Raw genomic sequence first — 12,370 nt, 5'->3', positions numbered from 1 at the left:
GTCAGTCGATCTCGATCACGACGGGTGCGTGGTCGGACGCGCCCTTGCCCTTGCGCTCGTCACGGTCGATCCACGCGTCCGTCACCCGAGCGGCCAGGGCGGGGGAGCACAGCTGGAAGTCGATGCGCATGCCCTCTTTCTTGGGGAAGCGCAGCTGTGTGTAGTCCCAGTAGGTGTAGACACCGGGGCCGGGATGGCGGGGCCGGACTACGTCCTGGTAGCCGGCGTCCTCGACAAACGCGTTGAACGCCGCGCGTTCCGGCTCGCTGACGTGCGTGTATCCGCCGTCCTTGAAGAGCTGGATGTCCCACACGTCCTCGTCCCGCGGGGCCACGTTCCAGTCGCCCACCAGGGCGATCTGCGCGTCCGGATCGTCCTGCACCCACTGCCTGGCGTGGCCCTCGAGCACCCGCAGCCACTCGAGCTTGTACGGCATGTGGGGATCCTCCAGCCCGCGCCCGTTGGGCACGTAGAGGGACCAGATCCGCACGCCGTCGCACGTGGCGGCGATCGCCCGGGCCTCCTGGGCGGGCTCCTGGCCGGGCTTGCCGAACGTGGGCTGGTCAGGGAAGGTTCGCTCCACGTCCTTGAGCCCCACGCGGGAGGCGATGGCGACGCCGTTCCACTGGTTCACGCCGAAGTGCGCCACCTCGTAGCCCGCGAACTCGAAGAGCTCCCACGGGAAGTTCTCGTCCTTGGCCTTGGTCTCCTGGATGGCCAGGACGTCCACGTCCGAACGGTCGAGCCACGCCTCGATGCGGTCGGCGCGGGCACGGATGGAGTTCACGTTCCACGTGGCGATTCTCATGCTCCCCACGGTAGCCACCCGCGCGGGCCCTGAGAAACCGGCCGTGCGACGTCGTCGTCGGGAGGGCCGCGCACCCTCGGATCCAGGACGACTTCCAGGCGGCGCCCCCGAAACCGTGGTGGCTGCGGGGTGAGCGGCACTACTGTGGCGTCATGAACGCAATGCGGGCGCTAGCCGAGATCAGGGAACGTCGGATCATCCTCAAGGCCGCGGGAGTGGGGGCGGCCTCGCTGCTCGGGGCGCAGGCCGTGGTGGTTGCGTCCCTCGCGGGCGTCGACTGGTGGAAGCAGCGCGGGCGCAAGCAGCGTGATGCTCCTCGCCCGGGCACGTACACCGCGCAGGTGCAGGACTCCGCAATGACCGTCTACACCTCCGGTGAGGACGTGTACGAGGACATGCTCGAGGCGATCGACGGTGCCGAGCGCTCGATCCACATGGAGACGTTCATCTGGAAGGGCGACGAGATCGGGCAGCGCTTCCTCGACGGCATGAACCGTGCGGCCGAGCGGGGCGTGAAGGTCTTCGTGATCTACGACGGGTTCGCGAACACCGTGGTGCCGCACTCGTTCTACCGGTTCTCCGAGAAGGTGGACGTCTTCCGCGTCCCCGCGGTGCGGCGTCCGTTCTGGAAGGGCCCCCTGCGCTTCTCGGGGCTGTGCCACTCGAAGATCCTGGTGGTGGACGACAACATCGGCTTCGTGGGCGGCTTCAACATCGGCTCGATGTACTCCCGGCGCTGGCGCGACACCCACATCCGGGAGATCGGCCCGGCGGTGTGGGGACTGCGCAACGCCATCGCTGCCGTGTGGAACGAGGACCGCGCCCCGGAGCACGCGATCGAGTGGATCCCGCCCAAGAACTGGGATCCGGAGGTGCGCGTCTCGCCGAACCTCCCCATCCAGCTGGTGTATCCCATCCGCGGCATGTACTTGAGCGCGATCGAGCGGGCCAGGGACCACATCTGGATCAACACCCCGTACTTCGTGCCGGACCAGCAGATCCTGGACACGCTCCTGGCCGCCGCCCGCCGCGGTGTGGACGTGCGGATCATGGTGCCCAAGGACTCGAACCACATCGTGGCGGACTGGGTCTCCCGGGGCTTCTACGGCCAGCTGCTGGAGGCCGGGGTGACCATCCTGCTGTATGCGGCGTGCATGATCCACTCCAAGACCGCCACGATCGACGGCGAGTGGTCCACCGTGGGCACCGCCAACCTGGACCGGCTCTCCCTGTCCTTCAACTACGAGACCAACGTGGAGATCGTGGACAAGGACTTCGCCGCGGAGATGGAGAAGGTCTTCCTCTCGGACAGCACACACTGCGACGAGCTGACCTCGCCGGCGTGGCGTGACCGCCACCCCATGGCGCGGGTGGCCGAGGTGGTGCTCGCGCCGCTGCGGCCCCTGATGTGATCCGGGAGACCTGAGGGGACGACGCCGCCGCGTTCCGGCACCCACGCCGGTCGCCTCGTCGCCGGGGCCCGATCTGCGCCTCCACCCGGGCCTCCACCCGGAGCCAGGATCCGCCTGCTCGTCTCCGCACGACGCCGCCGCGCCCCACGAACGGGGCGCGGCGGCGTCGTCCTGCCCGGCTCAGACCTGCGAGAGGTGACCGCGCAGCGTGGTGGCGGTGTACTGGGTGCGGAACAGGCCGCGGCGCTGCAGCTCCGGGACCACGAGGTCCACGAAATCGGCGAGGGAGTCCGGCTGCACGGGCGGCATGAGGTTGAAGCCGTCCGCACCACCCTTCTCCAGCCACTCCTGCATCTGGTCGGCGATGCTCTGCGGCGTGCCCACCATGGTGCAGTGCCCGCCGCCGGCGGCCAGGCGCCCGAGCAGCTGCCGGACGGTGGGGTTCTCGGCCTCGACGATGCGCAGGATGGTGCCGTAGCGCCCCTGCGGACCGGTGAACTTCTCCAGGGGCGGCAGCGGGGGAACGGGCGCGTCCAGCTCCCACTGGGAGCAGTCCTGCTCCACGAACGTGGAGAGCTGCGCGAGGGACTGCTCCACGGGCAGCAGCCGGTCCACGCGGTCCTGCTTGGCGAGGGCCTCCTCGTGGGTGCGGCCCACGTAGGTCACGAGTCCCGGCATCACGACGACGGCGTCCGGGTCCCTCCCCGCCCTGCTCACCTCGGCCTTCACGGCCGCGTAGTACTCCTGCGCGGCAGGGAGGTCGTACGCCACCGCGTATATGCCTTCAGCAACATCTCCGGCCAGAGCCTTGCCCGGTCCGGACGCGCCCGCCTGGAACAGCACCGGCTCGCCCTGCGGGCACGGCGGGACGGTCAGCGGGCCGTCCACCAGGAAGTGGCGACCCTCGTGGTTCACGGGGTGCAGCTTGGCGGGGTCCGCCCACTGGCCCTCCCGGTCCGCGGTGACGGCGTCCGTGTCCCAGCTGGCCCACAGCGCGCGGGCCACCTCCACGAACTCACGCGCCCGCTCGTAGCGCTCGTCCTTGGGCGGCATGGCCGCGTAGCCGTGGTTGCGGGCCTCTGCGTCCCACATGGAGGTCACCACGTTCCACCCGGCTCGACCGCCGGAGATGTGGTCCAGGGATGCGAGCATCCGTGCGGCGTGGAACGGGGTGAAGAACGTGGAGGACACCGTGCACACCAGGCCGATGCGCTCGGTGGCCCGCGCCATCGCGGACAGCGTGGTCAGCGGTTCCAGCGCCCAGTGCGGGCCGTCCGCCACGGGTCCCACGCTGTGCCCGTCCGCGAAGAACACGGCGTCGAACAGGCCGCGCTCGGCGAGCTGCGCGAGCTCCTCGTAGTAGGTGATGTCGGTGAGGCGCTCCACCGAGGAGTCCGGCGCACGCCACGCGGCCTGGTGGTGGCCCGCGCCGTAGAGGAACGCGTTGAGATGCAGCTGGCGGCCGGGCCTGCCCGCGGACGACGCCGCAGCCGCTGTCTCCGGCGCCGGATCGGATTCGTGGGTGGTTGCCGACGGCTCGTCTCCCGCGGGTGCGGTACGAGCGGGACCGGGCGAAGCGGCGTCGTCGTGCTCGGAAGGTGCCGCCATGTCAGTCCACCACCAGCCCGCCGTCGACCACCAGGTTCTGCCCGGTGACGCCGCGGGACCAGTCCGAGGCGAAGAACAGGGCGGTGTCCGCGAACTCCTCCGGGGTGGTCACGCGGCCCAGGGGAGTGCCGGCGGCGATGAAGTCGAAGACCTCGTCCGGGGTGGCCGCACTCGCGTCCGTGGTGCGCAGCAGACCGCCGGAGATCATGTTCACGGTGATGCCCTGCGGGCCGAGGTCCTTCGCGGCGGTGCGCGTGAGGGAGAGCAGGGCCGCCTTGGCCGCGGTGTAGTCGTGGTAGGGGACCACCGGGTTCTGGAAGAGGTTGGTGCCGATGTTGATGATCCGGCCCTCGCCCGCCTCCGCCATGCCCGGGACCACCGCCTGCATCACGTTCAGACCGCCCACCACGGCGCCCTCGAACTGCTGGGTCAGGTTCTCGGCGGTGAGGGTGTCCAGGGTGGGGCGGGCGTCCCCGTTGAAGCTGAAGTCCACCAGCGCGTTGTTCACCGCCACCGTGATGGGTGCGCCGAAGTGCTCCCGCGCCCGCGCGACCATGTCCCGGACCTGCTGGGCGTCGGTCACGTCCGCGCAGACGGCCAGGGCCCAGTCCTCCCCGAGTTCCTGGACGAGCGCGTTCGCCCGCTCCTCGCTCGAGTGGTAGTTCACGACGACGCGCGCGCCCTCCCGGGCGAAGGCCCGGCTGAGGTGCTCCCCCAGCCCGCGGGCTCCGCCGGTGACCAGGACGATGGTGTTCTCGATCCGCATGCTCACTCCTGTGGCTCACGGCGAAGAAAGCGGTGCGCCACTGCTGCGGGCCCCGTGACATCCCTTCGCCAGTACTAACTGGACAGGTTCGACGGGTGTCATCTCAGCCGCTGCGGTCCTTGCTCCGAACGCCTCGACGGGCGGACGGAGCGGGACGGGCAACGGCACCCCGTGTCACTGGGGCCAGTGTAGCCAGAGGGCGCTCCGGCGGGAACGGGCGCGCCGCGACTGCTACCCTTGCTGGCTGGTGTGCCGGGAAGTCTGGTCGGCGAAGTGCAAGTGATGCCCGTCGACAGTGGAGACCTCCATGCCCTCGCACCACCCCCGTACACATGACACCCCTGCCACGGCTCTGCCCGAGACCGCCGGAACGAGCGACTCCGCAGTGCAGGACCCGTTGACGCACGACCCCGCGTCCGGCGGCCCCTTCTCCCGCCTCCAGACCGCTCTCCGCAGGGAGACCGTCGCGGGAATCCTCCTGGTCGCCGCTGCGGCCCTCGCCATTGTCTGGGCCAACTCACCCTTTGCGGAGAGCTACTTCGCCCTGCGGGACCTCGAGGTCGGCTACGAGCCCTGGCACCTGCGCCTGAGCCTCGGGGCGTGGGCCGCTGACGGTCTGCTCGCGATCTTCTTCTTCCTGGTGGGGCTGGAGCTCAAGCGGGAGTCCGTCTCGGGGGATCTGCGGGACCTCGGGAAGGCGGCGGTGCCGATCGCGGCGGCCGTGGGCGGCGTCGTCGTCCCCGCCCTGATCTACGCGGCGGTGAACCTGGCGAGCCCCGAGACCCTGGGCGGCTGGGCGATCCCCACCGCCACGGACATTGCCTTCGCGGTGGCCGTGCTCGCGATCGTGGGCTCGCACCTGCCGCCCGCGCTGCGGCTGTTCCTGCTCACGCTCGCCGTGGTGGACGACCTCCTGGCGATCACCATCATCGCGGTCTTCTACACGGAGGGGGTCAGCGTCCCGCCGCTGCTCCTGGCGCTCGTCCCGCTCGCGGTGTTCGCCGTCCTCACGCACCGGTTCCCTCGCTTCTTCGCGCACCGCGCGTGGGCCGCGTGGGTGATCCTGGTGCCGCTGGCCGTGGTCACGTGGGCGCTCGTCCACGAGGCCGGGATCCACGCCACGGTTGCCGGCGTGCTGCTGGGTTTCGCGGTGCCGGTCATGGCGGCCAAGAACTCCGCGGAGCCCGTGGAGCTGGCCGAGCACCTGGAGCACCGGGTCCGCCCGCTGTCCGCGGGGTTCGCGGTGCCCGTCTTCGCGTTCTTCTCCGCGGGTGTCGCGGTGGGCGGCTGGGGCGGGCTGACGACGGCGCTCGCGGCCCCCGTCACGCTCGGCATCGTCGCGGGGCTCGTGCTGGGCAAGCCGCTGGGCATCATGGGTGCCACGTGGCTCACCACCAGGCTCACGGGCGGCAGGCTGGACCCCTCGATCCGGTGGATCGACCTGCTCGGGATCGCGCTGCTCGCGGGCATCGGGTTCACGGTGTCCCTGCTGATCTCGGAACTCAGCTTCGACCCCGCCGCGGACGCGGGTGACCAGGCGAAGGTGGCGATCCTGACGGCGTCGGTCCTGGCCGCCGTCCTGGCGGGTGCGCTGCTGGCGTGGCGCAACCGGCGCTACCGCCAGGCACCTCTGCCTGTGCCCGGGAAGGACGCCGTCCAGGCGTAGGCACCCAAGCCACGGCGGCGTACGACGAGGGCCCCGGAAAGCCGGAGCCCTCGTCGGGCGATGCGTCGTGGCGAACGCGCCCGGCGTCGTCGGCACCGGTCACGAACGGTCTCAGCCCTCGCGCCACCACGAGTCCGCCGGGGTGACCGGCACGGTGCGCTTGTGGCGGGAGCGCAGGTAGATCTGCTCGAGCTTCTCCGCGACCTCCGCGGGGACGTCCTTGCCCTCGAGGTAGTCGTCGATGTTCTCGTACGTGAGCCCCAGCTCGTCCTCGTCCGTGCGTCCGGGGCTGTCGTTGAGCAGGTCCGCGGTGGGGACCTTGCCCACGAGCTGCTCGGAGGCCCCCAGGTACTCCAGGACCTGCCGGTTCTGCCGCTTGTTCAGCCCGGCCAGGGGCAGCAGGTCCGCGCCGCCGTCCCCGAACTTGGTGAAGAACCCGGTGATGGACTCGGCGGCGTGGTCCGTGCCGATCACGAGCAGGCTGTGGTCCCCGCCCACCGCGTACTGGGCGGTCATCCGCACGCGCGCCTTGGTGTTGCCGCGCGTGAAGTCGGTGAGCTGCTCGCCGGTTGCCGCGGCGTAGGCGGCCTCGAACCCGTCGACGGCCGGAGCGACGTCGTACGTGACCACCCTGTCCGGTTCGATGAAGGCGAGCGCGGCCTGGGCATCGGCCTCGTCGTGCTGCGTGCGGTAGGGCAGGCGCATGGCCACGAACTCCGCGGGCACCTCGTCCTCGCGCAGCTTCTCCACGGCCAGCTGCGCGAGCCGGCCCGCCAGCGTGGAGTCCACACCGCCGCTGATGCCCAGCACGAACCCCTTGGTGTGCGTCGCCCGGAGGTAGTCCGCCAGGAAGTCCACGCGCCGCGCCGCCTCCCGCTCCGGGTCGATCCGCGGGGAGACGCCGAGCTCGGCAATGATCTGTGCCTGCAATTCACGCATGCGGCCATGCTAGCGAGCGCGTGTTTCCGGCGCGTGACGGTTTCGCCCCGGCTCTGGGGGTTGACGACGACGCCGCCCGCGCCCTGCCACACGCCGGTTGCCCTGGCGGCGGGCCGCGGCACCGGGCCCGCGTCTCCCGGGCAGGCTGGTGAGGGGTGGAGGCTCTCGCCGGGCGGGCCCCGCCCGCGAACCGGACCGGCCGCACACGGCGGGCGAACGGCGTCGTCGTGAGATGCTGACCACATGAGCGAAAACACCTACGAAACCATCCTGGTCCGCCGCGAGGGGCGCGTGGGCGTCATCACCCTGAACCGCCCCAAGGCGTTGAACGCGCTGAACGAGCAGACCATGAACGACGTCGTCGCCGCGGCCACCGAGCTGGACCGCGATTCCGCGATCGGGGCGATCGTGCTGACCGGGTCCGAGAAGGCCTTCGCCGCCGGCGCGGACATCAAGGAGATGGGCTCCAAGACCGCCTCGGACATGTACCGCGAGGACTACTTCGCCGCGTGGGACGGCTTCGCGCGGCTGCGGACGCCGAAGATCGCGGCGGTCGCGGGCTACGCACTCGGCGGCGGCTGCGAGCTCGCAATGATGTGCGACATCATCCTCGCCGCGGACACCGCCAAGTTCGGGCAGCCGGAGATCACCCTGGGCGTCATCCCGGGGATGGGCGGCACGCAGCGGCTCACCCGCGCGGTGGGCAAGGCCAAGGCCATGGACCTGATCCTCACCGGCCGCCAGATGGACGCCGAGGAGGCCGAGCGCTCCGGACTCGTCTCCCGCGTGGTCCCCGCCGACTCCCTGCTGGACACCGCACTGGAGGTCGCCGCGAAGATCGGCGGCATGTCCAAGCCCGCCACGCAGCACGCCGTGGAAACGGTCAGCGCCGCGTACGAGACCACCCTCGCCGCCGGCCTGCAGTACGAGCGCAGGGTCTTCCACGGGCTGTTCTCCACGAAGGACCAGAAGGAGGGCATGGCGGCCTTCGCCGAGAAGCGCAAGGCGAACTTCTCGCACGAGTGAGGTGCTGACCTCGGACGCGTGAGCCCCGTCCTGGGCGGGTGAGCCGCGCCGGCTGGGCCCGTGGGTGGACACGCGCCAGGCCCTACCCGTCGACGACGCCGCGCCCCGGTGAGCTGCCGCGCTCGCCGGGGCGCGGCGTCGTCGTCATCCCCGAGGCGCTGCAACAACGGAGCAAGCGCGGAAATCGGGCGCTCCTGGTGCGTTTGCTCAGTTTTTACAGGGCCGCAGCGGGGGCGACGGCGGGGCTGGCGTTCCAGGGGGATGAGCCTGTTCCGCAGACGCGGCTGCATTCCCCGGATCGATCCGCATCTGCGCCTAGCATGGCGGCATGACGTTTCTCCGTGTAGCCCAGGCCGCCTCGTTCATGGGTGTCAGCGACGACACCGTGCGGCGGTGGATCGAGCAGGGGACGCTCACCGGGCAGAAGAACGAGGCCGGGCACACCGTGGTGGACGGGGCGGAGCTCGCCCAGTACGCGCGCCGCAGTGCGGTTCAGCCGCAGGACCCCGCGAACGTGCGCAGCTCGGCCCGCAACCGTCTGGTGGGGCTGGTGACGGCCGTGAAGTCGGACCCTGTGATGTCCCAGGTGGAGATGCAGTGCGGCCCGCACCGGATCGTGTCGCTGATGAGCACGGAGGCGGTGGAGGACCTCGGGCTGGCACCGGGGTCCGTGGCCACGGCCGTGGTGAAGTCCACCGCGGTGATCGTCGAGACGGAGGGAAAGAACTGATGGGACGGTTCACCAGGAGTGCTGTGTCGAAGCTCGGGGCGGTCACCGCGGTGGCCGCGGCGGGTCTGCTGGTGCTGACGGGCTGCGGCGGGGGATCGGGCAGCGGGGAGGCGTCGTCGTCCTCGGGGGAGCACAAGAAGCTCACTGTCTCCGCGGCGGCGTCGTTGACGGACTCGTTCGACGAGCTGTCCAAGGACTTCGAGAAGGACCACCCGGGCGTGGACGTGACCGTGAACTACGGCGGGTCCTCGAGTCTGGTGCAGCAGCTGATCGAGGGCGCGCCCGCTGACGTGTTCGCCTCCGCGGACGAGAAGAACATGAAGAAGCTGACGGACAAGGACCTCGCGGCGGGTGAGCCGAGCATCTTCGCCACGAACGTGCTGACCCTGGTCGTCCCCAAGGACAACCCCGCCGGGATCACCTCGTTCCAGGACGTGGTGGACAAGGACGTCAAGCTGGTCACGTGCGCCTCCGAGGTGCCGTGCGGCTCCGCCACCGAGAAGGTGGAGAAGGCCAACGACGTCACGCTGAAGCCGGTCAGCCAGGAGAACGCGGTCACGGACGTCCTCGGCAAGGTGACCTCCGGTCAGGCGGACGCCGGGATCGTGTACGTGACGGACGCGAAGTCCGCGGGGGACAAGGTCACGTCCATCGACATCCCCAAGACGGACGAGGCGGTCAACAAGTACCCCGTCGTGGCTCTGAAGGACGCTCCCCAGAAGGAGCTCGCGGACGAGTTCGTGGAGCTGGTGAAGGGTGAGCGCGGCCAGGAGGTCCTGAAGAACGCGGGCTTCGGCACCCCGTGACCCGCGGGTTCTCCGCGACCCCCCGGTGGGTTCTCGTGCCGGCCACGGCAGGGGCGCTGCTCGTGCTCCTGCCGGTGGTCGGCATGCTGCTGCGCATCGACTGGCTCCACCTGGGCGAGCTGCTCACGAGCGAGTCCTCGATCGAGGCCCTCTCCCTGAGCCTGCGCACCGCCGTGGTCTCCACCGGGCTGTGCCTGGTGCTGGGGTGTCCGCTCGCACTCGTGCTGGCTCGCTCCACCGCCCGCGGGTTCACGCTGCTGCGCTCGCTGGTGCTGCTGCCGCTCGTCCTCCCGCCGGTGGTGGGCGGCATCGCGCTGCTCTCCACGTTCGGCCGCATGGGTTTCCTGGGCCGCCCGCTGGGGCTGCTGGGCGTGGACATCGCCTTCTCCACGGTGGCGGTGGTGCTCGCGCAGACGTTCGTGGCGCTGCCGTTCCTGGTCGTCTCGCTCGAGGGGGCCCTGCGCACCACCGGCACGCGCTACGAACAGGTCGCGGCCGGTCTCGGCGCCTCCCCCACACGTACGCTCTTCCGCGTCACCCTGCCCCTCACGCTGCCCGCGGTGCTCTCGGGCGCCGCGCTGTCCTTCGCGCGCTGCCTGGGCGAGTTCGGCGCCACCCTCACCTTCGCCGGCAGCCTGCAGGGCGTCACCCGCACGCTCCCGCTCGAGATCTACCTCCAGCGCGAGACGGATCCGGACGCCGCCGTCGCCCTCTCCCTGCTGCTCGTCCTGGTCGCGCTGCTCGTGGTCGGTCTCAGTGCTCCCTCACGACGACGCCGCGGCGCCGGCTTCCGCACCCACCTCACCCACTGGTTCGGGCGGGATGAGACGTCGGAGGTGGGCGGTTCGCACGCGGCACCGACCGGCACCGAGCCTCAGAAGCCGACCGCAGAACTGGGTGGTTCGCAGCCCGCGGTGGCGGGCGAGGGCCGGAGCGCTGCGGAAGTGCCCGGTGTGCCGTGGGATGGTGCGGATATTGAGCTGGCCGCTGGGGACGCCGCCCCCGAGCCGTATGGGTTGCGGGTCGATGTGGCTCACGAGGAACGGCGCGTGACCGCGGAGTTCACCGTGGCGCCCGGTGCCACCGCGGCGCTCATCGGGGCGAACGGCGTCGGCAAGTCCACGGTCTTCGGGATCGTCGCCGGACTGCTCGCCCCGGACCGCGGATCCGTGACGGTGGGGGACCACCGCGTGGTGGACGCCCCCGCCTCCGGACGGGCCGCGTGGGTGCCCGCGCACCGCCGCGGCGTCGCCCTCATGGCGCAGGAACCGCTGCTCTTCCCGCACCTGAGCATGCTGGAGAACGTGGCGTTCGGGCCCCGGGCGAGGGGCGCGGGGAAGGCGACGGCGCGGCGTCGTGCCCTGGCGTGGCTCAGCGAGGTGGGGGCGCAGGAGTTCGCCGAGCGCACCCCGGCGCAGCTCTCCGGCGGCCAGGCGCAGCGGGTGGCGATCGCCCGCGTGCTCGCGGCGGACCCGCGCGTGATCCTGCTGGACGAGCCCATGAGCGCGCTGGACGTGGCCGCCCGGCCGCACATGCGGGAGGTGCTTCGCAGGGTCCTCGAAGGTCGCACGGCGGTGCTCATCACCCACGACGACGAGGACGTGGCGGAGCTCGCGGACCAGGTGGTGCGGATGGAGCGGGCGGGGTCCGTCGCGGCCCGCTGACCGTCCGGGAGACCACGGACCGCGGACAGACCCGACGAGAAGGACCGGTCCCCACCCTGAGCAGGGCGGGAGCCGGTCCTCGTCGGTGCAGTGAGAGGGCGCGGCGCCCTACTTCACCTCGCGCGTGAGCACACGCCAGATCCCGATCAGCAGGGGCACCCCGATCCACAGCAGGCTCGCGGTGCCGAGCTGGGACCACTGGGCGCCGGTCAGGTCCAGGCCCTCCGCGAGCGGCGCGGAGGCCACCGTGATGTTGATCCCCGGGCCGAGGTTCGCCAGGGTGTGCGACAGCATGGTGACGCTGGTGAACAGGATGGGCAGGACGAAGTAGGCCACGATCGCCAGCGGCACGGACAGCAGCGCCAGACCGAACGCCACACCCATCAGGATTGCGAGCATCTGCGAGAGCCACGCGCCGCCCAGCTGGCTCCACGTCATGTCGAGGGACACGGGCTGACCCGCCATGCCCATCGAGACGACGTGGGCCAGCGGAGCGAGCACACACGCGAGCGCGACCGCCACGGTGCCGAGCACCATGGCCGCGAGGAGCTTGGCGAGGACCACCCGGAACCTGCGGGGCTCCTGGGTGAACGTGATCAGGGCGGTGCGCTGGCTCCACTCGTTGCACGCCGTGATGATGCCGAGCACGGGCAGCAGCAGTCCCTGGGGGCTCATGGTGGCGGTGAACAGTCCATACAGTTCGGCCCCGGTGCCCGCGGTCGCCCACAAGATCGCGACGAGCGCCAGGACGGTCAGCCCCGCGATCACGGTCAGCAGACCCCGGCCGGCGCGGGTGTCCACCTGCTTGCGGATCTCCACGCGCAGCAGGGTCAGGAAGGAGAGCCCCCGGCCCTGCACGGTCGTGTGCTCCCAGGGGGCGGTGGTGGTGGTTGCGCTGCTCATGCGTGGGGCTCCTCTCGGACGGACGTGTCCCGGGCTGGTACA

The 12,370-nt window shown here is 71.0% G+C and carries 11 protein-coding genes and 1 riboswitch; of the genes, 6 read left to right on the top strand and 5 right to left on the bottom strand.

Annotation, left to right across the window (positions count from 1 at the left end; genetic code table 11):
- Position 1 precedes the first annotated feature (1 nt).
- Entirely contained in the window at positions 2–808 is an 807-nt protein-coding gene (locus D8M39_RS09285; protein ID WP_055086002.1) for an exodeoxyribonuclease III, read from the bottom strand.
- Positions 809–960: 152 nt separating this feature from the next.
- On the opposite strand from D8M39_RS09285, the gene D8M39_RS09280 reads away from it, so the two are divergent.
- Positions 961–2,220: a phosphatidylserine/phosphatidylglycerophosphate/cardiolipin synthase family protein gene (locus tag D8M39_RS09280; protein ID WP_126874873.1), complete on the top strand. Its 1,260-nt coding sequence runs from the start codon at positions 961–963 to the stop codon at positions 2,218–2,220.
- 180 nt (positions 2,221–2,400) lie between these two features.
- Here D8M39_RS09280 and D8M39_RS09275 read toward each other — a convergent pair whose 3' ends face one another.
- Both D8M39_RS09275 and D8M39_RS09270 read right to left on the bottom strand, forming a co-directional pair.
- Positions 2,401–3,828: an LLM class flavin-dependent oxidoreductase gene (locus tag D8M39_RS09275; RefSeq protein ID WP_238694034.1), complete on the bottom strand. Its 1,428-nt coding sequence runs from the start codon at positions 3,826–3,828 to the stop codon at positions 2,401–2,403.
- 1 nt (position 3,829) lies between these two features.
- Positions 3,830–4,594: a 3-oxoacyl-ACP reductase gene (locus D8M39_RS09270; RefSeq protein WP_094393187.1), complete on the bottom strand. Its 765-nt coding sequence runs from the start codon at positions 4,592–4,594 to the stop codon at positions 3,830–3,832.
- Between the two features lie 43 nt (positions 4,595–4,637).
- A riboswitch (TPP riboswitch) is annotated at positions 4,638–4,776 on the bottom strand.
- Between the two features lie 125 nt (positions 4,777–4,901).
- On the opposite strand from D8M39_RS09270, the gene nhaA reads away from it, so the two are divergent.
- Positions 4,902–6,260 carry a Na+/H+ antiporter NhaA gene (gene nhaA / locus D8M39_RS09265; RefSeq protein ID WP_083482546.1) on the top strand — a complete coding sequence of 453 codons (1,359 nt, stop codon included), beginning with the start codon at positions 4,902–4,904 and terminating at the stop codon, positions 6,258–6,260.
- A 111-nt stretch (positions 6,261–6,371) separates the two neighbouring features.
- Here nhaA and nadE read toward each other — a convergent pair whose 3' ends face one another.
- On the bottom strand, positions 6,372–7,199 hold the full coding sequence (nadE, locus tag D8M39_RS09260) for an ammonia-dependent NAD(+) synthetase (protein ID WP_055085994.1): 828 nt from the start codon (positions 7,197–7,199) through the stop codon (positions 6,372–6,374).
- Positions 7,200–7,442: 243 nt separating this feature from the next.
- Here nadE and D8M39_RS09255 point away from each other — a divergent pair, with 243 nt between their 5' ends.
- The 4 genes from D8M39_RS09255 (at position 7,443) to D8M39_RS13235 (ending at position 11,425) form a co-directional block, all read left to right on the top strand.
- A complete protein-coding gene (locus D8M39_RS09255; RefSeq protein WP_055085992.1) occupies positions 7,443–8,225 on the top strand; it encodes an enoyl-CoA hydratase in 783 nt (260 codons plus the stop codon).
- A 328-nt stretch (positions 8,226–8,553) separates the two neighbouring features.
- Complete coding sequence (locus D8M39_RS09250; protein ID WP_055085990.1) at positions 8,554–8,955, top strand: molybdopterin-binding protein; 402 nt, start codon at positions 8,554–8,556, stop codon at positions 8,953–8,955.
- Complete coding sequence (gene modA, locus D8M39_RS09245) at positions 8,955–9,761, top strand: molybdate ABC transporter substrate-binding protein (protein ID WP_055085988.1); 807 nt, start codon at positions 8,955–8,957, stop codon at positions 9,759–9,761. The genes D8M39_RS09250 and modA overlap by 1 nt, the downstream gene beginning before the upstream one ends.
- A 35-nt stretch (positions 9,762–9,796) precedes the next feature.
- Positions 9,797–11,425, top strand: a complete 1,629-nt coding sequence (locus D8M39_RS13235; protein ID WP_238694033.1) for an ABC transporter permease — start codon at positions 9,797–9,799, stop codon at positions 11,423–11,425.
- Between the two features lie 108 nt (positions 11,426–11,533).
- Here D8M39_RS13235 and D8M39_RS09235 read toward each other — a convergent pair whose 3' ends face one another.
- Complete coding sequence (locus D8M39_RS09235) at positions 11,534–12,328, bottom strand: ABC transporter permease (protein WP_055085984.1); 795 nt, start codon at positions 12,326–12,328, stop codon at positions 11,534–11,536.
- Positions 12,329–12,370: the final 42 nt, after the last annotated feature.

Source organism: Kocuria sp. HSID17590, from assembly GCF_003989485.1.
Lineage (GTDB): Bacteria > Actinomycetota > Actinomycetes > Actinomycetales > Micrococcaceae > Kocuria > Kocuria salsicia.
Note: the sequence above shows the minus strand (reverse complement) of the source record. Positions and strands in the feature narration are given on the sequence as shown.